This is a genomic window from Hydrogenophaga taeniospiralis CCUG 15921 (genome assembly GCF_001592305.1).
GTDB lineage: Bacteria > Pseudomonadota > Gammaproteobacteria > Burkholderiales > Burkholderiaceae_C > Hydrogenophaga > Hydrogenophaga taeniospiralis.
The window spans coordinates 169,942-192,077 of the sequence record NZ_BCWR01000001.1 but is presented as its reverse complement, the minus strand read 5'-3'; the positions used below and the strand labels follow the sequence as shown (position 1 = coordinate 192,077).

The following is a 22,136-nucleotide window of genomic DNA, read 5'->3' as shown; positions in this document are numbered from 1 at the left end:
TCCGCGGCGTTCTGGGCGAAGGCACTTCGTTCAACCATTGTTTCAGGCAGTACCGCTGCCTCATGGGCTTGCTCGCAGGCCCATGCACCAGCGGCCTTCCGCACCTCATCTTTCCTTTCAGGAGTCCACCATGCTTGACGCCACTTTGAAATCCCAGCTCCAGCAATATCTGGGCATGCTGCGCCAGCCGATCCGGCTGATCGCTTCGCTCGACGACAGCGCCACCGGTGTGGAGATGCGCAGCCTGCTGGACGACATCGTTTCGCTGTCGGACAAGGTCACGCTGGACACGTCGGGAAACGATGCGCGCAAGCCCTCGTTCGTGGTGGCGCGTGACGGTGAGACGCAGGGCGTGCGCTTCGCTGGTCTGCCGCTGGGTCACGAGTTCACTTCGCTGGTGCTGGCCCTGCTGTGGACCGGCGGTCACCCGCCCAAGGTCGAGGCCGACGTGATCGAGTCGATCAAGGCCCTGGACGGTGACTTTAGCTTCGAGGTCTACATGTCCCTGACCTGCCACAACTGCCCGGACGTGGTGCAGGCGCTCTCCTTGATGGCGATCTTCAACCCCAAGGTCAAGACCGTGGTGATCGAAGGCGGCGCCTTCCAGCAGGAAGTGTCCGAGCGCGAGATCATGGCCGTGCCCATGGTGTTCCTGAACGGCAAGGTCTTCGGTTCCGGCCGCATGACGGTCGAGGAGATCGTGGCCAAGCTCGACACCAACTCGGGTGACCGCGAAGCCGCCAAGCTCAACGCCAAGGACCCGTTCGACGTGCTGATCGTTGGCGGGGGCCCGGCAGGCGCGGCAGCGGCCGTGTACGCCGCCCGAAAGGGCATCCGCGTGGGCGTGGCTGCCGAGCGTTTCGGTGGCCAGGTCAACGACACCATGGCGATCGAGAACTACATCTCTGTGCTGGAAACCGACGGTCCCAAGTTCGCCGCCGCGCTGGAAGCCCAGGTGCGCCACTACGAGGTGGACATCATGAACCTGCAGCGCGCCGACAAGCTGATCCCCGCTGAAGAGCCGGGCGGTCTGGTGCAGGTGCAGATGGCCAACGGCGGCGTGCTGCAGGCGCGCAGCGTGATCCTGTCCACCGGCGCGCGCTGGCGCAACGTCAACGTGCCTGGCGAGCAGGAATACAAGAACAAGGGCGTGGCCTATTGCCCGCACTGCGACGGCCCGCTGTTCAAAGGCAAGCGCACGGCGGTGATCGGTGGCGGCAACTCGGGCGTGGAAGCGGCCATCGACCTGGCGGGCATCGTGCAGCACGTGACCCTGGTCGAGTTCGCCGACCAGCTCAAGGCCGACGCCGTGCTGGTGAGCAAGCTGAAAAGCCTGCCCAACGTGACCATTCACGTGAACGCACAGACCACCGAAATCACCGGTGCCGATGGCAAGGTCAACGGCCTGAAGTACAAGGACCGCGCGACCAATGAAGAGCACCTGGTGCCGCTGGAAGGTGTGTTCGTGCAGATCGGTCTGGTGCCCAACACCGAGTTCCTCAAGGGCACGGTCGAGCTCAGCCGCTTCGGCGAGATCGTGGTCGACGCCAAGGGCCACACCAATGTGCCGGGCGTGTTCGCCGCCGGTGACTGCACCACGGTGCCGTACAAGCAGATCGTGATCGCCGCAGGCGAGGGCGCCAAGGCCGCGCTCAGCGCGTTTGACCACCTGATCCGCCAGCCGGTGGCGGCTGCCGAGGCGGTGGCGGCCTGATTCGCCGGGCTGTGATCGCTCAAAGGGCCTCGGGTAACCGAGGCCTTTTTTGTTGGAGGCTCGGGACCGGTGGCGCTCAGGCCTGGGCGTAGGCCTGCAGCACCTCCAGCAGCTGGCGCACCGCCTGCGCTTCGGCGCCTTCGCGGCCCGCAAAGTGCCGCAGCACAAAACCCGCCTGATCGACCACCGAGGCCCACATCCAGGCGGTGCCAGCCCGGCTGTGCAGGTCTTCGTAGACCGACAGGATGTCGGGCAGGCGCGAAGCCAGGTTGTGCGCAGCCAGCGCTTCGTACATCGCCAGCTCGGGCAACCCGACCACGCTCCAGAAGTCGGGGTCGTCGCGCCGCTTGCGCTCCAGGCTTTGCCGCAGCTGGGCGGTGTCGGCCGGGTCGAAGCCCGGCCAGCCGCTGGTGCCCGTGTGCGCGATCAGCTCGGCCGCCATGCGGTTGAGCGCGGGGTAGAACCACTCGGCGTGGCCAGCCTGGCGCGCCAGGGCTTCGGCCCGCCGGTAGTGCAATGCCATCTGTTCGATGGCCCGCGCGGCGGGGCGGCTCTGCCCGGCCGCGGTCTCCAGCAGGTGCAGCCGCTTGTGTGCGGAGCCCAGCAGGCTCTCGCGTTCGATGCTGGGGCAGATGGCCACCAGTGCGCCGAGCTGGCCGAGCGCGGCCTGGATGTCCCGGCGCCCCTGGGCCATCAGCCGTTGCTGCGTGCGGGCCGGGCGCTGCTCGCGGTGGGCCAGCTCCACCCGCTCCCAGGCCAGGCGTGCGCTCAGGTTGGCGAGCTGCTCGCTGGCCTTGACGGAGGCGCTGGCGTCGTTGGCGGCGAGCGCGCGGCGGTACCAGTGGATGGCGCGCTCGATGTCGTGCGCGGCCGCGCAGGCCACGCCAAAGGCCTCGGCCACCGCGCCCATGCCGCCCCATTCGACTTCAAAACGCGCTTCCAGGTGGCGGATCTTTTCGCGCTGGGCCTCGGGCGCGGCGCCCTGGGTGCTGCTCTCCACGGCCAGCGTTTCCAGCGCCAGTGTCAAAGCCACCGGGGACGCGATGGCGGCGTAGGCCTGTCCCACCGGCGCTCGCGCCCGGTTCGGGTCGCGGTGGTCGGGTTGCCAGACCCACTCCGGGTCGCCATAGCACTGGTAGGCGGCCCAGGTGTTGCCCTGGGGGTTGGCCTCGTAAGCTGCCACTCGGCCAGCATGCACTGCATCCATGAAGCGCTCGCCGCGCAGCAGCGCCTGGTAGAAGGCGATGGCGAAGCGGTTGGCGGCGTCGTCCTCCACCGCCCAGCCCGCCGCGACCACGCAGCGCACGCCGATGCGGATCAGCTGCTTGGCCACGCCCGCGGCGAAGGCGGCGCGGTCGTAGCCCTGCAGCAGGTGGTGCGGGTCGGCCGCGAGGTGGCAGCAGTTGAGGAACACCAGCTCGGGCACCACGCGCATGGCTTCCACCTCGCGCGGGCCGAGGAAGGTGCCGTCGCTCAGCACCACGCCGCGCAGCACCGGGGCCTGGCCTTCGCGCTGTAGCTCGGGCTCGCCGTGCCCCGCGATGTGCACGATGCGGTAGGGCCGGGCCAGCAGGGCGTTTGTGACGGTGGCCGCATCGGCGCCCAGAAAGTCGCCGGGGGCGATGAGCGCGTGCACTCGGTCCGCGTCCAGTCCGCTCGGGCCGCTCAGGGCCTGCACCACCGCCACGGCCTCGGCGCGCGCGGCCGGCAGCGGCGGGTAGAGCACGGGGTCGCACAGCGGCTCGCCGATCACCAGCACCGCGTCTTCGATGCGCGCGTCGCTCACCTGGCCGCGAAAGCGCACGGTGCGCAGTTTGCGCAGCAGCTTGTTGCGGATGGTCCAGGGCTGGGTGGGGCCGCCGCGCCCGTCGTTCGGCGCGTCCAGCAGTTCCCAGGGGATGCCGGCCGTGCCGTCGTTGAGCTCGAGCAGCAGCTCGCTGCTGCCGCGCAGGCTGGCCTCCATCTCCACCGGCACCAGGAGCTGGAACAGCGTGCGGCCGATCTGTGGATCGCGGTTGGCGTCGTTCGAGGCCCGCCGCACCAGTTCGCTCACCAGCCGGGCCTGCGTGGCCTGCACGCGCGCCTCGGAGCGGGCGCGCTGGGTGTCCAGGGTGTAGGTGATGATGGGTTCGCCCGCCTCGTTCTTTTCCGAAATGGCGCTGATGAAGTCGTGGCCGGTGCCGCGGTAGCCGCTCTCCAGCGGGCGGCGCAGCGCGCCGATGCCCGAGACCACGGTGGGGCTGAGCGCGTAGTGCTCGGGCGCCGACAGGGCCAGCAGGTGCAGGGCATGCCAGGCCTCGGTGGCGCGGTCCAGGTAGAGCTCGATCAGGCGCAGGTGACCGACCTGCGGCCAGCCATGGGCCTGCAGTTTTTCGTTGGCCTCGCGCACGCCTTGGGCCACCGCCTGGGCCGCCGCCGCCGCCGTCACGCCGACACCTCCGCTGCCGATCAGCGTGGCGCACAGCTCGAACTGCGCCGCGGCGCTGCCCGGCGTTTCGGCCACGCGCTGCGCCCAGGCCAGCGTGGCCTGGCGCACCGTGTGGACCATGTCGGCGCCGCGCAGCTTGCCTTCCTCGCCCAGCCCGGCCACCACCACGTGGGGCGGGCGCGGCAGCGCCAGCGGGCTGTCGGGGTCCTGCCGGTGGTTGATGAAGAACTGGTGCGAACCCGGCGCCTCGGGGTACAGGCCCACGGCCAGCGAGGCCGACATGGCGCCGCCGATGAACTGGTCGACCACGCCCTCGGTGCCGGTCAGGGTCGAGGCGCCGTAGTGCCCCACCATCACGGTGGCGCTGATGAACTTGAGGTTGCCGTTGTGCACGCTGATGCGCAGCGCGCTGCGCTGGGGCCGCACCGGGCGCGGTGCCTCGTCGTCCAGGCGGAACACCTCGCTCGGTTCGGTGGGGGGCTGCTGCGGTCCGCTGCGCTGGCGCGATGGCCGGCTGCGCACCCGCGCCGCCGCCCCCGCTGCGGCCCCGCGGGCGGTGGTGACCGGCGGCAGGCGCTGGGTGTCGCCGTGCTGGAGCAGCTCCCGGTAGGCCTCGAAGGCGTCTTCGGCGTCGGCCAGGCCGCCGTGTTCGCAGTCCACCCGCCAGGCCTTCACGCCGGGCAGCAGCGCGCTGTCGAGCGTGACGCGGCCGTCGCCGTCGTCCGGGGCGTCCAGGTACACCAGGCCTTCGCTTCCGCTGAGCTCGAAGCCGGCCGGCGTGAAGCGCGCATGGCCGACCACCACCAGCACCCGGTCGTGAAAACGCTCCAGCTCGTTGGTGCGCTGCTGGTCCAACCGCTGGTGCAGGGCGACGGCCTGGTCGAGCACCGCTTGTGGTGGCACGCCCCAGCGGTAGACGTTGCGCTGGCTCTCGCCGTCGTGCCACCAACTGGCGTCCTGCAGCAGGGCCATGTCCTGCTCGGCCAGCGCCTTCCAGCGCTCGCTGCGCTGCAGCCCGAGCGAGGCGTCGAGCAGGCCGGCCTGCAACTGGATGAAGCCGGGCATGGCGGCCATGATCTGGCGCGCCAGGTGGTCCTGGAACGGCAGGCCGAACGCGGCCAGCGCGTTGCCAAAGCGGTCGTCGCCCGAGAGCACCTGCATGGGGACGAACGAGCCGCCGTTGGGTGTGCCCAGCATCAGCAGGCGCGAGCCGGGCCGCTCCAGCCAGCGCTGCCACACCTCGGGCCGCTCCAACTGCACGGTGCGGGCCACCAGCCCGCCCATGGAGTGCGCGAGCAGGTGCACCGGCTGGCCGGTGGCGCTGCGCGCGCTCAGGGCCTGGTCCATGGCATCGGCCAGGCGGCGGGCTTCCTGCTCGATCGGGCGGCGCCAGTCGAAGGCGAACTCGATCACTTCGTGGCTGCGCGAGAGGAATTCGGCCAGATCGTCGTAGCTGCGGCCCATGGCGCCGTCTGGCCGCACGTTGCGTGCGTCTTCGCGGTAGGCGAGCCGGCCCAGGCCGCCCAGGATGCGCATGCTCAGCCAGACCCGCTTGCCGTCCACGCTGAGGTGGCTGCCCAGGATGCCGGGCAACAGGATCACCGCCGGGCGCGAGGCCGCGGGCTCGACCAAGGCCTCGCGTGGCATACCGCGCAGGCCGTCGCTGGAACTGCCGGCCCACGACATCGGGCCGATGGGGCGAAAGCCCGCGGGCGTGTCCTGCGTGAGGCCGCTGCACACGGCCTCGGCGGTGCGCGGGTTGCTGAAGTAGCCAAAGTGCGTGACCTGGCCGCCCTGGTCCAGCAGGAAGCTGGCCGCCGCGTGGCCCCCGGCCGGCGTGCGCGGGCCGCCGCCGTACATGGAGCGCGTCTGCACCACGAGGTCGTTGTCGGTCCAGTAGAAAGCGTCGGCCAGCAGGGTCTTGACCCAGGCCGTCACGGAGTCGCCTTCGATGTCGCCGGCGACCACGCGCAGTTGCCCGGGCAGCGGGCCGTCGCCGCCGTGCAGCCACTGCACCAGCGGGCTCTGCGGCGTCATGGCTTCCAGGCCGGGCAGCAGCGCGGGGTCGGTGCGGTGGCTGGCCACCTCGGCCACGAAGTCGAGCAGGGCGGGCGCCACCGGGATGCCGGCGAGTTCCAGCGTCCACTTCAGCACCGACACATAGGCGTCCAGCCGCCGCGAGGCCAGCAGCGTGCCACGCGCCGGGCAGGCCACGCGCACCACCCGCTCGATGCGGATGTCGCGCCCCTGGAGTTCGGCGGCCAACTGGCGCAGAGCGCTCAGCTGCACCCGGTGCGCGCCGCCCTTGAACGGCGCGAGCAATGCTTCGGACAGGGTGGGCTGGGCGCAGACCCGGGCCAGCACCTCAGCCACCAGGCCGCCGCGCGAGTGCGTGAGCAGGTGCACGCGCGCGCCATCGGGCAGGGCACGCGCGAGCATGAGCGCGTTGTCGATCGGGCTGGCGGTGAGCGTCGGGTGGTCCAGCCCGTACACCCGCTGGCCGTAGTGTGCGAACAGATCGCGGACCTTTTGCGGGTGCTGTTGCCACAGCTTGCCGAAGGTGCCGTGGGTGTCGGAAAACGTGCCGTGCAGCAGCACCAGCAGGGGCTCGCCGGGGTCCGCGGCGGGCACACGGGCGAGCTTGTGGCCACTGGCCTTGAGCGGCGCGCCCAGGGCGTCGGCGCTCAGGCGGTACACGCCGGGGTCCACCTGCTGGTCCAGCCGGGCCCCGATCCGGGCCGCTGCGAGCTCGCTCACCGGCCCGCTGAACAGATCGGTCACCACCTCGATGCCCGAGAGCAGCGCCTCGCCCAGCCGACCGCGCGTGGCGGCGCGTGGGCCGCCGGCCGCGGGGGTGCCCTGCCAGCCGAGTTCGACCGGCACCACCACCTCGTTCGGCGCGACGTCGGTCGCGTCACCCGGGCGCGAGGCGCCGCGCACGGCGCTGCGTGTCAGGCCCGACTGCGCCAGCATCAGGTCGCGCGCGGTCTCGGGGTGCAGCATCAGCGAAGGGCCGTTGGCGATGTGCAGCACCACCGCATCCAGCCCCGGGCGCGCGGTCATGCGCACCGTGTCGTTGCCGCTGCTGCGGCGCGCGCCCGGTTGCACTTTCTGAATGACCTGGCCGCGCCCGCCGAATCCGCTGGGAAGGGCCGGGCCACCCCGGGGGGCGCCGCCGGTCTGCAGCATCTGGCCGCGGACGACGAAGGTGATGGCGGATGCCGGGCCGGTGCGGACCACGCCGGGACCGGTGCGCCGCGAGCGGCCCGGGGGCTCCTGGGGGGCGTTGACGACTGGTTTGCGGGCCATGATGTCCTCCCCGGGGTCAAGGCTTCAAACGGTGCAATTCGTCACAAATTCTGTTCCTGTCGCTGGGACGGCGCCCATCGCAAGTTGTAAGCGTTTGTCTCGCGCGCCGCACCCGGCGGGTTCTGGCGTTCGCCAGAAAGCGGCAAGGGCCGAAGGCATCACACCTTCGGCCCTTGGCCCTTGGGATCAGGTGCTCAGGTTCAGTGGCCCGACGCACCCGATGCACCGATGCCGGTTTCCGAGCGCACCTGCTGCGCCAGGAAGCCGCCCCGGTCGACCTTGGCGCGCTGGCTGTTGTCGAGGATGGAGAACAGCCAGATGCCCACGAAGCCGATGGTCATGGAGAACAGGGCCGGCGAGGTGTAGGGGAACAGCGCCGAGCCCTTGGGGTTGCCCAGGGTCACTTCCCACACCGAGGGCGAGACCACGGTGAGCACCACCGACGAGATCAGGCCCAGGAAGCCGCCGATCACCGCGCCCTTGGTGGTGCAGTCTTTCCACAGCACGCTCATGAACAGCACGGGGAAGTTGGCCGAGGCCGCGATCGCGAACGCCAGCGACACCATGAAGGCGATGTTCTGTTTCTCGAAGGCGATGCCCAGCACCACGGCGATGATGCCCAGTGCGATCGTCGTCGCCTTGGACACGCGCAGCTCCGAGGCACTGTCGGCCTGGCCCTTCTTGATCACGGTGGCGTAGAGGTCGTGCGACACGGCCGAGGCGCCCGACAACGTGAGGCCCGCCACCACCGCGAGGATGGTGGCGAAGGCCACAGCGGAGATGAAGCCCAGGAACACGTTGCCGCCCACGGCGTTGGCCAGGTGCACCGCCGCCATGTTGTTGCCGCCCAGCAGGCCGCCCTTGGCGTCGAGGAACTGCGGGTTGATCAACACGAAGGTGATGGCGCCGAAACCGATGATGAAGGTCAGCAGGTAGAAGTAGCCGATCCAGCCGGTGGCCCACATCACCGACTTGCGCGCTTCCTTGGCGCTGGGCACGGTGAAGAAGCGCATCAGGATGTGCGGCAGGCCGGCGGTGCCGAACATCAGTGCCATGCCGAAGCTGATGGCCGAGATCGGGTCCTTCACGAAGTTGCCCGGGCCCATGATCGACTGGCCCGCCGCGGTGGCGGCCTCGGCGATCTTGCCGTCCTTGAGCGCGAGGTCGGTCTTGATCTGCACCGCGCTGGCGAACATGGCCTCGGGGCTGAAGCCGAAGTGCCACAGCACCGACAGCGCCATGAAGGTCGCGCCACCCAGCAGCAGGCAGGCCTTGATGATCTGCACCCAGGTGGTGGCCGTCATGCCGCCGAACAGCACGTAGACCATCATGAGCGCGCCCACGATGATCACGGCGATGTAGTACTCCAGGCCGAACAGCAGCTTGATGAGCTGGCCGGCGCCGACCATCTGCGCGATCAGGTAGAAGGCCACCACCACCAGCGTGCCCGAGGCCGCGAAGATGCGGATGGGAGTCTGATTGAAGCGGAAGGCGGCCACGTCGGCGAAGGTGAACTTGCCCAGGTTGCGCAGGCGCTCGGCCATCAGGAAGGTGATGACGGGCCAGCCCACCAGGAAGCCGATGGAGTAGATCAGGCCATCAAAACCGCTGGCCATCACGGCCGCGGAAATGCCGAGGAACGAGGCCGCCGACATGTAGTCGCCCGCAATCGCCAGACCGTTCTGGAAACCGGTGATGCCACCGCCGGCGGTGTAGAAGTCCGAGGCCGACTTGGTCTTGGCCGCGGCCCATTTGGTGATGAACAGCGTGCCCACCACGAACAGGGCGAACATGCCGATGGCGGTCCAGTTGGTGGCTTGTTTTTCGGCCTGGCCGAGGTCCGCGCCCGCGGCCCAGGCGACCGCCGAGACGCCGAAGAGGGCCAGCAGCGTGAGCAGGCGGCGCGTGTGTGCGTGGAGGAAGTTCACTTGTACACCGCCTGGATGATTGCGCTGGAGAGATCGTCGAACTCGGTGTTGGCGCGTTTGACGTAGATCGCCGTGATGACGATGGTGAAGAGGATCACACCGAAGCCGATGGGAATGCCGAGGGTCATGACGCCGTCGCCCAGCTTCTGGGACAGCAGTTCCTTGTTGAAGGCCACCAGCAGGATGAAGCCGTAGTACACGACCATCATCGCCAGCGTGAGCCACCATCCGAAACGCGAGCGCCTGGCCTTGAGCGCCTGGTATTGCGGGTTGTCCAGAATGCGCTGGACCATGTCGTCTTGCATGAGACCTCCTGAGTGCTGAAGAGGTCCGCAGCGTAGGCGTGGGTACTTACCCGGTACTTACCCCGGTATCAGGGTGGGTGCCCGTTCGCGCCCCTCGATGCCAGTCGTCATCACACCATTTCGTAGGGGCTTACCCTCGGTTTGGAGCTCATCGCCTCCGCCCGAAATTTTGCTGTAAGAAAGCGCTTCCAAAGTCCGCCCGTGACGTCGGAAACCCCCCGGTGGATGGCGTGCAAAACGTGGCGGCGCAAGCCGTCGAAACAGCAAAAGCATCACTCTGAGGAGATGACTTTCATGACAACTGAAAGCGAAAAAAACGCGAAGGCCTATTGGTCTGCGACGTTGGGGTTGCTGACCAAGATCCTGATCATCTGGTTCCTGGTTTCTTACGGCGCAGGCATCCTGTTCGCCGATGCCCTCAACGGCATCAAGCTCGGTGGCTATCCCGTCGGGTTCTGGTTCGCACAACAGGGCTCCATCTATGTGTTCATCGCGCTGATCTTCTATTACGCCAAGAAGATGGGTGACCTTGACCGCAAGTTCGGTGTGCAAGAAGACTAAAAGATAGGACCCACATCATGGATCTGCAAACCACCACCTACCTGTTTGTCGGGGCCAGCTTCGCGCTGTACCTTGGCATTGCCTTCTGGGCGCGCGCTGGCAGCGTGTCCGAGTTCTACGTTGCCGGCGGCGGGGTGCACCCCATCACCAACGGCATGGCCACGGCCGCTGACTGGATGTCGGCCGCGTCCTTCATCTCCATGGCTGGTCTGATCTCCAACATGGGCTACGGCGGTGCCGTGTTCCTGATGGGCTGGACCGGCGGCTATGTGTTGCTGGCCATGCTGCTGGCACCGTACCTGCGCAAGTTCGGCAAGTTCACCGTGCCTCAGTTCATTGGCGACCGCTTCTATTCGAAGACCGCCAGCACCGTGGCCGTGATCTGTCTGCTGACCGCCTCCACCACCTACATCATTGGTCAGATGACCGGTGTGGGCGTGGCGTTCTCGCGTTTCCTGAACGTGTCGAGCGACACCGGCATCTACATCGGCCAGGCCATCGTGTTCTTCTATGCGGTGTTCGGGGGCATGAAAGGCATCACCTACACCCAGGTGGCGCAATACATCGTGCTGATCTTCGCGTACATCATTCCCGCGATCTTCATCTCCCTGAACCTGACCGGCAGCTTCTTGCCGCAACTGGGCCTGGGTGCTGATCTGGCTGGAACCGATACAGCGTTGCTGGCCAAGCTGGACCAGGTCGTCACCGACCTCGGATTCAACCAGTACACCACGACTTCTGCAGGAAGCATGCTCAACATGTTCTTCTACACCGTGTCGCTGATGATCGGTACCGCCGGCCTGCCCCACGTGATCGTGCGTTTCTTCACCGTGCCGAAGGTGGCCGACGCTCGTGCCTCCGCCGGTTGGGCCCTGGTCTTCATCGCCCTGCTGTACACCACGGCGCCTGCCGTGGGTGCCATGGCCAAGCTGAACCTGCACAGCACGGTCAACACGGCGGTGATGAGCAATGGCGACCTGTACGCCACCGAATCCAGCCTCAAGAACGAAGACCGTCCGGACTGGATGAAGCGCTGGGAAAAGACCGGTCTGCTGAAGTGGGAAGACAAGAACGCCGACGGCCGCATCCAGTACTACAACGACGCGACGAAGAACGAAATTGCCAAGAGCAAGGCCACAGCCGCAGGCTGGAAGGGCAACGAGCTGACCGTGAACGCCGACATCATCGTGTTGGCCAACCCGGAAATCGCGCTGCTGCCCAACTGGGTGATCGCGCTGGTGGCTGCCGGCGGTATCGCTGCTGCGCTGTCCACTGCCGCGGGTTTGTTGATGGCCATTTCCTCTGCCGTGTCGCACGACCTGATCAAGAACGTGTTCAACCCGAACATCTCTGAAAAGGGCGAGCTGCTCGCGGGCAAGATCGCCATGGCGGTCGCCATCGTGCTGGCCGGCTGGCTGGGCCTCAATCCTCCGGGCTTCGCGGCCGGCACCGTGGCACTGGCATTCGGCATTGCCGCTTCGTCGATCTTCCCTGCCATCATGATGGGCATCTTCAGCCGCACCATGAGCGACAAGGGCGCCATCGCCGGCATGTTGTCTGGCCTGCTGGTCACGCTGTTCTACGTGTTCGCCCACAAAGGCCTGTTCTTCATCAAGGGCACGGACTTTGTCGACATGGTCGGCGGCGTCAACGGCTGGTTCGGCATCACGCCGGAAGCCGTGGGTACCGTGGGTGCCATCGTCAACTTCACCGTGGCCTTCCTGGTGAACAAGCTGACCGCTCCGGCACCAAAACACATCCAGGAACTCGTGGAGTCGATCCGCGTGCCCAAGGGTGCCGGTGCTGCAACCGGGCACTGAGCGCGCTGGTTGATTTCGCACAGGACTGGCTCGCCAGGACTGTGTGCGCAAGGCCCCGTCGGGTGACCGATGGGGCTTTGTTTTTCCGGCCCGGCCTGGGGGACAATGCCGGCGAGCCGGGTCGGTGTTTCCATCGGGCACTTCGCAAAACATTGAAACCCATCGTTGGTTACGTGGTTTTGCAAAGTCTCTGAACGAGGCAAACAAAGGATGTTGGAATGGACTTTGGTTTGAGCGTTTTCCCCATACGCATCATTTTTTTTCTGGCCCTGTTTCCCGTGGCGTTCTTCTGGCTGCGTCGGACCTGGCGCATTCTCGTGAAGCGGGACTTCTCGGAAGTGGCTCTGAAGAAGGGGCTTCCACCCGCCAATGCCGAGAAATACGCGCCTTACGAGATGGCCATCAACGGCATCGCGGGCGTGGTGATGGTGGGTGTGATCGTGGCGGTGTTGCTGGGCCAGCTCGACTACGACACCTGGGTGGCCATTGCGGGTTCCACCCTTTGGCTCAAACTGTTTGCGTCCTTCGCCCTGGGGCGCCAGGCGCACGGGCTGGGCCCGGGCCGAAAAAAAGCCAACCCCGATCAACCGGGTTGAGAGCCCGAGGGGCGGGGCTCAGTACTCCAGCCGCTCCGGGCGGATCTCCTGCAGGATGGTGGTGGCGATTTCCTCGATCGACTTGGTCGTCGTGGAGAGCCAGCGGATGCCCTCGCGGCGCATCATGCCTTCGGCCTCGCTGACCTCCATGCGGCAGTTGTCCAGACTGGCATAACGCGAGTTTGGCCGGCGCTCGTTGCGGATCTCGGACAGGCGCTCGGGCGCGATCGTCAGGCCAAAAATCTTCTTGCGGTGCGGCACCAGGGCCGGCGGCAGCTTGCGGCGTTCGAAATCTTCCGGGATCAGTGGGTAGTTCGACGCCTTCAGGCCGTGCTGCATGGCCAGGTAGAGCGAGGTCGGCGTCTTGCCGCTTCGGCTCACACCCACCAGGATCACGTCCGAGCCGGCCAGATCGCGGTGGCTCTGGCCGTCGTCGTGCATGAGCGAGAAATTGATGGCCTCGATGCGGTCGTGGTACTCCTTGCTTTTGGATACATCCGAGAAGCGGCCCACGCGATGGTTCGACTTGATGCCCAGCTCGACCTCCAGGGGTTCCACGAAGGTGCCGAACATGTCCAGGATCATGCCGTTGCAGTGCTCCTTGACGACGCGCAGAACGTCCATGTTCACCACGGTGGTGAACACCAGCGGGCGCCGACCCTCGACCTCAGCCGTGTGGTTGATCTGACGCACCGCCTGGTGGGCCTTGTCCACGCTGTCCAGGAAGGGCAGGCGCACGCGGCGCACCTGGGTTTCGAACTGGGCCAGGATGGCGTTGCCAAAGGTCTCGGCCGTGATGCCGGTGCCGTCGGAGACAAAAAAGACCGTTCTGGTGGGCATGGTGGGGGGGGCGGATGGTGTGGCGGGATGTTCGGACCCGGGGAACGGAGTGTTTCAGCCTCGTCAGCTTGGATGCAACCTCTGTCAGGGTGGCACCCTACAATGTCAGGTTCGGGTCGTGGCGCCATTATCAATCGCGCCAACCCGTCCGATTTCAGCCCTTTGCCCGGCGACGGACCCATAACAGAACCACAGGTCAGGAGCGCGGCGCATGGAGCCCCCGGTTTTTTAACTTGAGCGGAGTCTATCCATGTCCAACCTGTTTTCCCCGACCGATCTGGTCGTGCCCTTCGAGCATCTGCGGATGAGCGACGTCGAAGCCGTCGGTGGCAAGAACGCCAGCCTCGGCGAGATGATCTCGCAACTGCCGCAAGGTGTGAAAGTGCCCACCGGCTTCGCCACCACGGCACACGCTTTTCGCGAGTTCCTGAAGTACGACGGCCTGACCGACCGTATCAACGCCCGCCTGAACGCGCTCGACACCGAAGACGTGCGTGCCCTGGCCGAGGCCGGCGCGGAGATCCGGGCCATGGTGGAGAACCAGCCGTTCCCCGCCGATCTGGAAAAGGCCATCCGCGACGCCTTCGTCACCCTGGTGGGTGACAACGACAAGGCCACCTTCGCCGTGCGCTCGTCGGCCACCGCCGAAGACCTGCCCGATGCTTCGTTCGCCGGCCAGCAGGAAACCTTCCTCAACGTGCACGGCATCGAAGAGGTGCTGCACAAGATGAAGGAGGTGTTCGCCTCCCTGTACAACGACCGCGCCATCAGCTACCGCGTGCACAAGGGTTTTGCCCACGCCGACGTGGCCCTGTCCGCCGGTGTGCAGCGCATGGTGCGCTCCGACACCGGCGCCGCCGGCGTGATGTTCACCATCGACACCGAGTCGGGCTTTGAAGACGTGGTCTTCATCACCTCCAGCTACGGCCTGGGCGAGACGGTGGTGCAGGGCGCCGTGAACCCCGACGAGTTCTACGTGCACAAGCCCATGCTCAGGGCTGGCAAGCGCGCGCTGATCCGCCGCAACCTGGGCTCCAAGCTGATCCAGATGACCTTCAGCACGGCCGAGGAAAAGGCCCAGAGCGGCAAGCTGGTCAAGACCATCGACGTGCCGGTCGAGCAGCGCAACCGCTACAGCCTGACCGACGCCGACGTGGAGCAACTGGCGCAGTACGCGCTGGTGATCGAGCAGCACTACGGCCGCCCGATGGACATCGAGTGGGGCAAGGACGGCACCGACGGCCAGCTCTACATCCTGCAGGCCCGCCCCGAAACCGTGAAGAGCCAGAGCGCCGGCAAGACCGAAGTCCGCTACAAGCTCAAGGGCAAGGGCAGCGTGCTGGCCTCGGGCCGCGCCATCGGCCAGAAGGTCGGTACCGGCCCGGTGCGACTGGTGCACAACATCAGCGAGATGGACAAGGTCAAGCCCGGCGACGTGCTGGTGACCGACATGACCGACCCGAACTGGGAGCCGGTGATGAAGCGCGCCAGCGCCATCGTGACCAACCGGGGCGGCCGCACCTGCCACGCGGCCATCATCGCGCGCGAGCTGGGCATCCCGGCCGTGGTGGGCTGTGGCGACGCCACCGAAACCCTCAAGGACGGCACCCTGGTGACGGTGAGCTGCGCCGAGGGCGATACCGGTCACATCTACGACGGTCTGCTCGAAACCGAGGTCACCGAAGTGCAGCGCGGCGAGATGCCCCCGCTGGACGTGAAGATCATGATGAACGTGGGCAACCCCCAGCTGGCGTTCGATTTCGCGCAGATCCCCAACGGCGGCGTGGGCCTGGCGCGGCTGGAGTTCATCATCAACAACAACATCGGCGTGCACCCCAAGGCCATCCTGGACTACCCGCAGATCGACGCCGACCTGAAGAAGGCGGTGGAGTCGGTGGCCCGTGGCCACGCCTCGCCGCGCGCCTTCTACGTGGACAAGGTGGCCGAGGGTGTGGCCACCATCGCCGCGGCCTTCTGGCCCAAGCCGGTGATCGTGCGCCTGTCGGACTTCAAGTCCAACGAGTACCGCAAGCTGGTCGGTGGCAGCCGCTACGAGCCCGATGAAGAAAACCCCATGCTGGGCTTCCGTGGCGCGGCGCGCTACATCAGTGATGACTTCCGTGAAGCCTTCGCCATGGAATGCGAAGCCATCAAGCGTGTGCGCGAAGACATGGGCCTGACCAACGTGCAGGTGATGGTGCCTTTCGTGCGCACGCTGGGCCAGGCGCAGCGCGTGACCGAGCTGCTGGCCGAGAAAGGTTTGAAGCGCGGCGAGACCGGGCTCAAGGTCATCATGATGTGCGAGATCCCGAGCAACGCGGTGCTGGCGCACGACTTCCTGCAGTACTTCGACGGCTTCTCCATCGGCTCCAACGACCTGACCCAGCTCACCCTGGGCCTGGACCGCGACTCCGGCCTGGAGCTGCTGGCGCACGACTTCGACGAGCGCGATCCGGCCGTCAAAGCGCTGCTGAAACTGGCGATCGGCGCCTGCAAGGCCGAGGGCAAATACGTCGGCATCTGCGGCCAGGGCCCCAGCGACCACCCCGACTTCGCCCAGTGGCTGCGCGACGAGGGCATCAGCTCCATTTCGCTGAACCCGGACTCGGTGGTGGACACCTGGCAACTGCTGGCGTCGTCGGCAAAACCATAATGCGGCGCGGCGGGCCCGCGTTGCGTTGAATCAGGCGGCAGGGTGCAGACCCTGTCGCCTTTTTTGTGGCCCCGTGTTTGTGCGCCGATGTTTGTGCACCCCAGCGTAAGCGGTCGGTCAGTGCGTGGGGCACAATCGTCGGCGAGGGGTCGCGGCCAAGCACCGCAGCCACCGCACGAGGAGACACGCATGTTTCAAGGTCTTGCCGCCCAGCGCCTGGTGGCCCTGTTCTTTGCCGGCTGGGCGTTGTTCAACTTTCCGCTGCTGGCGCTCTGGGACCACGATGTCCGGGTGTTCGGCCTGCCGCTGTTTCCGCTGGCCTTGTTCGTGGTCTGGGCGCTGTTGATCGCCGCCTTGGCCTGGGTGGTCGAACGCGACACCGACGCCAGCGCCACCGACTGACCCCAGCCAGGACCGGTCATGCTCTCCGCCCCACTGGTCATCGGCGTCTCGTTTGCCTATCTGCTGCTGCTGTTCGCGGTGGCGCACTGGGCCGATCGGCGGGCCGCACAGGGGCGCTCGGTCATCGCCAGTCCCTGGGTCTACGCGCTGTCGCTGGCTGTCTATTGCACCGCCTGGACCTACTTTGGCAGTGTGGGCCGGGCCGCCACCGCCGGGGTCTGGTTCCTGCCCATCTACCTTGGCCCCATGCTGGCCATGATCCTGGCCTGGATGGTGGTGCGCAAGATGATCCGCATCGCCAAGACCTGGCGCATCACCTCGATCGCCGACTTCATCGCCAGCCGCTACGGCAAGAGCCCCTTGCTGGCCGGGCTGGTGACGCTGATCACCGTGGTGGGCATCGTTCCCTACATCGCGCTGCAGCTCAAGGCCATCTCCAGCGGCTACGCTGTGCTGACCTCGCCCCTGGGCCAGCCCGCCGTGCAGAGCGCGCAGTGGTGGACCGACAGTACGCTCTACCTGGCGATCGCCCTGGCCGGCTTCACCATCGTCTTCGGTGCCCGGCACCTGGACAGCACCGAGCGCCACGAGGGCCTGGTGGCCGCGATCGCGTTCGAGTCGGTGGTGAAGCTGGTGGCGTTCCTGGCGATCGGCCTGTTCGTGAGCTTCGGGTTGTTCGGCAACCCGGCCCGGTTGTTTGACCAGGCCCAGTCGGTGGATGAACTGCGCCGCCTGCTGCAGTTCGGCCAGGGCCAGCCTTTCGCCTATGCGCAGTGGCTGGGCCACACGCTGCTGGCCATGTTGTCGGTGATCTTCCTGCCGCGGCAGTTCCAGATGATGGTGGTGGAGAACGTGGATGAGCGGCACCTGCGGCGCGCGGTCTGGGCGTTTCCGCTCTACCTCTTGCTCATCAACCTGTTCGTGCTGCCCATCGCCATGGGCGGACTGCTGCATTTCGGCCCTGGGCAGATGAACCCCGAGACCTTCGTGCTGTCGCTGCCGCTGTCGCAGGGTCACCATGCGCTGGCACTGTTCGCCTTCGTGGGGGGGCTGTCCGCCGCCACCGGCATGGTGATCGTGGAGGCGATCGCGGTCTCCACCATGGTGTGCAACGACCTCGTCATGCCGCTGCTGCTGCGCATGCGCCGCTTCGGCGCGCGCGCCAGCGGCGACCTCACCACGCTGCTGCTGACCATCCGCCGCCTGGCGATTCTGGGCATCCTGCTGCTGGGCTACCTGTATTTCCACCTCGCGGGTGAGGCCTATGCGCTGGTGAGCATCGGCCTCATCAGCTTTGCGGCGGTGGCGCAGTTCGCCCCGGCCTTGCTGGGCGGCATGTACTGGAAGGGCGGCACCCAGGGCGGCGCGCTCACGGGCCTGCTGCTGGGCTTCGGTTTCTGGGCCTACACCCTGATGCTGCCTTCGCTGGCCAAGTCGGGCTGGCTGCCGGGCGACTTCCTGGCGCACGGTCTCTGGGGGCTGGGCTGGCTCCAACCTGAGGCCTTCCTGGGCCTGGTCGGCCTGGACAACATCACGCACTCGCTGTTCTGGAGCCTGCTGGCCAATCTGGTGGGCTATGTGGGGGTCTCGCTGTGGCGCCCGCCCTCGGCGCGCGAGACCAGCCAGGCCCTGTTGTTCGTGGACGTGTTTCACCGCGCCTCGGGCTCGCGGCCAGTGTTCTGGCAAGGCAAGGCCCAGGTGTCCGCTCTGTTGCCGCTCGCTGGCCGGTTTCTGGGGGTGGAGACCGCGCAACGCCTCTTCAACGAGTACGCCCAGAGCGTGGGGGTGGGCCACATCGACCAGATTCCCGCCGACGCGCGGCTGGTGCATTTCGTGGAAACACAGCTGGCCGGTGCCATCGGTAGCGCATCGGCGCGCGTGATGGTGGCCTCGGTGGTGGAGGAGGAGGCGTTGAATCTGGACGACGTGATGCGCATCCTCGACGAGGCCTCGCAGCTGCGCGCCTACTCGCACGCGCTGGAAGATAAGTCGCGCTCGCTCGAACGCGCCACCAACGAGCTGCGCGAAGCGAACGAAAAACTCAAGAGCCTGGACCGGCTCAAGGACGACTTCATGTCGTCGGTGACGCACGAGCTGCGCACGCCCTTGACGTCGATCAGGGCCCTGTCGGAGCTGATGCGGGACGATGATCACATGGACCTGCCGCAGCGACAGCAGTTTCTGGGCATCATCGTGACCGAGGCCGAGCGCCTGAGCCGCCTGGTGAACCAGGTGCTGGACATGGCCAAGATCGAGGCCGGGCATGCCGAGTGGCACAACACCGAGGTGGACATGCGCAAGCTGCTGGAGCAGGCGGCGGGCAGCATGGGCGAGACCTACCGTGAGCGGGGTGTGGCGCTCGAACTGCGTTTGCCCGCTTCGGTGGCGCCGCTGTGGGCTGATCGCGACCGCATCACCCAGGTGGTGCTGAACCTGCTGTCGAACGCGGCCAAGTACGCGCCACGCGACATCGGCCGGGTGGTGATGAGCCTGCGATCGGTGGAGGGGGGGGTGGAGGTCGAGGTGCAAGACAACGGCCCGGGCATCGCGCAGGACCAGCAGACCATGGTGTTCGAGAAATTCCGCCAAGTGTCGGGCGACGAGCACTACCGCCCGGGTGGGACCGGCCTGGGCCTGCCCATCAGCCGCCAGATCGTGGAACACTTTGGTGGCCGCATGTGGCTGCACTCCAGCCCGGGGCAGGGCGCGCGCTTCGGCTTTTTCCTGCCCCGCGCGGACCCCACGCGCGACAACGGATCACACGGGATGGCGGCGCATGAAGCCGGCATCCACCTCACAGGAGAACAGACATGAGCCAGAAGATACTGATCGCCGACGACGAGCCCAACATCCTGATTTCGCTCGAGTTCCTGATGAAGCGGGAAGGCTACGACGTGGTGGTGGCGCGCGACGGGCAGGAGGCCATCGACGCCATCGTGCGCGAGCGCCCGGCGCTGGTGCTGCTGGACGTGATGATGCCGGTCAAGACCGGGTTCGACGTCTGCTGTGAAGTGCGGGCCCATGAGCTGGTGCGCGACACGCCGATCCTCATGCTCACCGCCAAGGGGCGCGACACCGACGTCGCCAAGGGCCTCGCGCTGGGCGCCAACGCCTACATGACCAAGCCGTTTTCCACCAAGGAACTGGTACAGAAGGTCAGGGAGATGCTCGGAGCCGCCACATGAGCGGTCATCGCAAGACCGACCGGCGGTTGTGGTGGCTGCTGGGGGTGGCGGCCGTGGTGTCCATCGCCTGGCTGCTGGCGACCTTCGCGCTGGTGGGCGCGACCCTGGAGCCGCAGGACCGCAACACGGTGTGGGGCCTGCTGGAAAACCGCCTGACGCTGATCTGCCTGACCTGGGGTGTGGGCATGGCCGCCATCGCTTGGGGTCTGATGCGCTGGTTCGATCATTGGGTCACGCCCTCGGTGCAGCTGGCCGAAGAGGCGCAGGTGCTGCTGCGCACCGACGTCGTGCGCAACCTGCACCCCAAAGGCAATGTCGAGACCAAGGTATTGGCCGACCTGTTCAACCAGCTCGTGGTCCAGCGCGAAGACCTGCGCCGTCAGATGGATGCGAGGGTGAGCGAGGCGGCCCAGGGCATCGAGCAGGAGCGCTCGCGGCTGGCCGCGCTCATGTCCGAACTCACGCAGAGCGTGGTGGTCTGCAACCTCGATGGGCGCATCCTGCTCTACAACAACCGCGCGCGCATGCAGTTCCGCGCACTCTCGCAGGCGCCCGGGGTGGCCGGTGGGGCCGAGCTGATCGGCCTGGGCCGTTCCATCTACAGCGTGTTCGACCGCAAGCTGGTGGCCCACGCGCTGGAGAACATCCAGCAGCGCATGCTGCGCGGCGCGGGCCAGCCCTCGGCCCAGTTCGTCACCACCACGGCGGCGGGCCAGTTGCTGCGGGTGCAGATGGCGCCGGTGCGCTCGGTGCAGGCCCAGACGGCCGAGTCCGTCGCCGACCGCATCGAGCTGAGCGGCTTCGTGCTGATGCTGGACAACATCACGCGCGACTACGAGGCCGAATCGGCCAAGGACCAGGTGCTGCATTCGCTGACCGAAGGCAGCCGCTCGGCGCTGGCCAACATGCAGGCGGCGATCGACATGCTCGATTACCCCGACCTCGACGCCGCCATGCGTGAGCGCTTCCTGGGCGTGATCCGCGACGAGACACGTTCGCTGAGCCAGCGCATCGCTGCCCTCGAATCGGGGTCGGCCGACAGCCTGAAGACCCGCTGGCCGCTGGAGGACATGCTGGGCGCCGACCTGGTGAACGCGGCCCTGCGCCGCATCGAAATCACCACCGGCCTGCCGGCCTCCAGCATGGAGGTGGATGCCTCGCTGTGGCTCAAGGTGGAGAGTTTTTCGCTGCTGCAGGCGCTGGTGTACCTGACCGGGCGCTTGGCCGACGAGTTCGATGTGCGCTTCGTGCAATTGCGCCTGGGGGCGGCCAGCGGCAGCGCCGGCAAGGCCCAGCTGGACCTGATCTGGTCGGGGCAGGTGATGAGCACCGAGACGGTGATGAGCTGGGAGATGGATCCGATGAAGGTCGGCAACGAGACCACGCGGCTGACGGTGCGCGATGTGGTCGAGCGCCATGGTGGCGCCTTCTGGTTCGAGCGCGAGCGCGTCCGTCACCAGGCCTTCTTCCGCTTCCTGCTGCCCCTGGCCAACCCGCAGGAGCAGGTTGACGCGGCCCTGTTCGTGAAGAGCGAGAGCCGCCCGGAGTATTACGACTTCGATCTGTTCAAGACCACCGAGCAGACGCGCACGCTGGATGATCGCAAGCTCGTTGATCTGGTCTACACCGTATTCGACACCGAGACCACGGGGCTCAACCCGTCGGAGGGCGACGAGATCATCCAGATCGGTGCGACGCGCATCGTCAACGGCAAGCTGCTGCGTCAGGAGTGCTTCGAGCAGTTGGTGGACCCGAAGCGGCCGATCCCCGCCGCGTCGATTCCCATCCACGGCATCCAGCCCGGGATGGTGTTCGGACAGCCCACCATCGATCAGGTGCTGCCCGCGTTTCACGCCTTCGCGCAGGATACCGTGCTGGTGGCGCACAACGCGGCGTTTGACATGCGCTTCCTGCAGCTCAAGGAAAAGCTCACGGGGCTGGTGTTCGACCACCCCGTGCTCGACACCCTGCTGCTCTCGGCGGTGATCCACCCCAACCAGGACTCACACCGCCTGGAGGCGATCGCAGAGCGTTTCAACGTCACCGTCATCGGGCGCCACACCGCCCTGGGCGATGCCATGGTCACGGCCGAGGTGTTCATGAGGCTGATTCCCTTGCTGGCGGAAAAGGGCATCCATACCCTGGGCCAGGCGCGCGAGGCGGCGCAGAAGACGTACTACGCCAGACTCCGTTATTGACCCCCCCGCGCCGGCCTGCGGCCGTCACCCCCCAGGGGGCGGCACTGGCGGCCCGGCGAAGCCGGTTCCGCGGTGCCCTGGAACCACCCCCCCTTTTGAATTGCATCGCCTCTCCGGAGCGCGTGCCCAAACCCAGGATGCGGTGGAACTGGCTTTGCCAGGCCACTCGCATCGCCCCCTGGGGGGTGACGGCCGCA

The 22,136-nt window shown here is 67.0% G+C and carries 13 protein-coding genes; 9 read left to right on the top strand and 4 right to left on the bottom strand.

Going from position 1 to position 22,136, the window contains the following annotated elements:
* Nucleotides 1-130 precede the first annotated feature (130 nt).
* Nucleotides 131-1,714: an alkyl hydroperoxide reductase subunit F gene (gene ahpF / locus HTA01S_RS00880; protein WP_068166482.1), complete on the top strand. Its 1,584-nt coding sequence runs from the start codon at nucleotides 131-133 to the stop codon at nucleotides 1,712-1,714.
* A 76-nt stretch (nucleotides 1,715-1,790) separates the two neighbouring features.
* On the opposite strand, the gene HTA01S_RS00875 is transcribed toward ahpF, so the two are convergent.
* From HTA01S_RS00875 to HTA01S_RS00865, 3 genes are all read right to left on the bottom strand, one after another.
* Nucleotides 1,791-7,451, bottom strand: coding sequence for a DUF7379 domain-containing protein (locus HTA01S_RS00875; RefSeq protein WP_068166477.1), 5,661 nt, complete (start codon nucleotides 7,449-7,451; stop codon nucleotides 1,791-1,793).
* A 200-nt stretch (nucleotides 7,452-7,651) separates the two neighbouring features.
* The gene (locus HTA01S_RS00870; RefSeq protein WP_157571944.1) at nucleotides 7,652-9,349 is read right to left on the bottom strand and encodes a cation acetate symporter; all 1,698 of its coding nucleotides are present in this window, start codon (nucleotides 9,347-9,349) and stop codon (nucleotides 7,652-7,654) included.
* 26 nt (nucleotides 9,350-9,375) lie between these two features.
* Nucleotides 9,376-9,684 carry a DUF485 domain-containing protein gene (locus HTA01S_RS00865; RefSeq protein WP_068166473.1) on the bottom strand — a complete coding sequence of 103 codons (309 nt, stop codon included), beginning with the start codon at nucleotides 9,682-9,684 and terminating at the stop codon, nucleotides 9,376-9,378.
* Nucleotides 9,685-9,978: 294 nt separating this feature from the next.
* On the opposite strand from HTA01S_RS00865, the gene HTA01S_RS00860 reads away from it, so the two are divergent.
* The 3 genes from HTA01S_RS00860 to HTA01S_RS00850 all read left to right on the top strand — a co-directional run bounded on the left by HTA01S_RS00860 (nucleotide 9,979) and on the right by HTA01S_RS00850 (nucleotide 12,661).
* On the top strand, nucleotides 9,979-10,245 hold the full coding sequence (locus HTA01S_RS00860; protein ID WP_068166471.1) for a DUF4212 domain-containing protein: 267 nt from the start codon (nucleotides 9,979-9,981) through the stop codon (nucleotides 10,243-10,245).
* A gap of 17 nt (nucleotides 10,246-10,262) precedes the next feature.
* The gene (locus HTA01S_RS00855) at nucleotides 10,263-12,065 is read left to right on the top strand and encodes a sodium:solute symporter family protein (protein ID WP_068166469.1); all 1,803 of its coding nucleotides are present in this window, start codon (nucleotides 10,263-10,265) and stop codon (nucleotides 12,063-12,065) included.
* A gap of 230 nt (nucleotides 12,066-12,295) precedes the next feature.
* Nucleotides 12,296-12,661: a hypothetical protein gene (locus HTA01S_RS00850; RefSeq protein ID WP_245637954.1), complete on the top strand. Its 366-nt coding sequence runs from the start codon at nucleotides 12,296-12,298 to the stop codon at nucleotides 12,659-12,661.
* An 18-nt stretch (nucleotides 12,662-12,679) separates the two neighbouring features.
* Here HTA01S_RS00850 and ppsR read toward each other — a convergent pair whose 3' ends face one another.
* Nucleotides 12,680-13,501 (bottom strand): posphoenolpyruvate synthetase regulatory kinase/phosphorylase PpsR, encoded by an 822-nt coding sequence (gene ppsR / locus HTA01S_RS00845; protein ID WP_068166465.1) that lies wholly within the window; start codon nucleotides 13,499-13,501, stop codon nucleotides 12,680-12,682.
* Nucleotides 13,502-13,751: 250 nt separating this feature from the next.
* Between ppsR and ppsA the strand changes: the two genes are divergently transcribed.
* The 5 genes from ppsA to HTA01S_RS00820 all read left to right on the top strand — a co-directional run bounded on the left by ppsA (nucleotide 13,752) and on the right by HTA01S_RS00820 (nucleotide 21,939).
* A complete protein-coding gene (gene ppsA, locus HTA01S_RS00840) occupies nucleotides 13,752-16,154 on the top strand; it encodes a phosphoenolpyruvate synthase (protein ID WP_068166462.1) in 2,403 nt (800 codons plus the stop codon).
* Between the two features lie 189 nt (nucleotides 16,155-16,343).
* Nucleotides 16,344-16,556 carry a hypothetical protein gene (locus tag HTA01S_RS00835; protein ID WP_068166459.1) on the top strand — a complete coding sequence of 71 codons (213 nt, stop codon included), beginning with the start codon at nucleotides 16,344-16,346 and terminating at the stop codon, nucleotides 16,554-16,556.
* A gap of 18 nt (nucleotides 16,557-16,574) precedes the next feature.
* Nucleotides 16,575-19,370 carry a sensor histidine kinase gene (locus HTA01S_RS00830; RefSeq protein ID WP_068166457.1) on the top strand — a complete coding sequence of 932 codons (2,796 nt, stop codon included), beginning with the start codon at nucleotides 16,575-16,577 and terminating at the stop codon, nucleotides 19,368-19,370.
* Nucleotides 19,367-19,741 (top strand): response regulator transcription factor, encoded by a 375-nt coding sequence (locus HTA01S_RS00825; protein ID WP_068166456.1) that lies wholly within the window; start codon nucleotides 19,367-19,369, stop codon nucleotides 19,739-19,741. The genes HTA01S_RS00830 and HTA01S_RS00825 overlap by 4 nt, the downstream gene beginning before the upstream one ends.
* A complete protein-coding gene (locus tag HTA01S_RS00820) occupies nucleotides 19,738-21,939 on the top strand; it encodes an exonuclease domain-containing protein (RefSeq protein ID WP_068166427.1) in 2,202 nt (733 codons plus the stop codon). Before HTA01S_RS00825 ends, HTA01S_RS00820 begins: the two co-directional genes overlap by 4 nt.
* Nucleotides 21,940-22,136 lie beyond the last annotated feature (197 nt).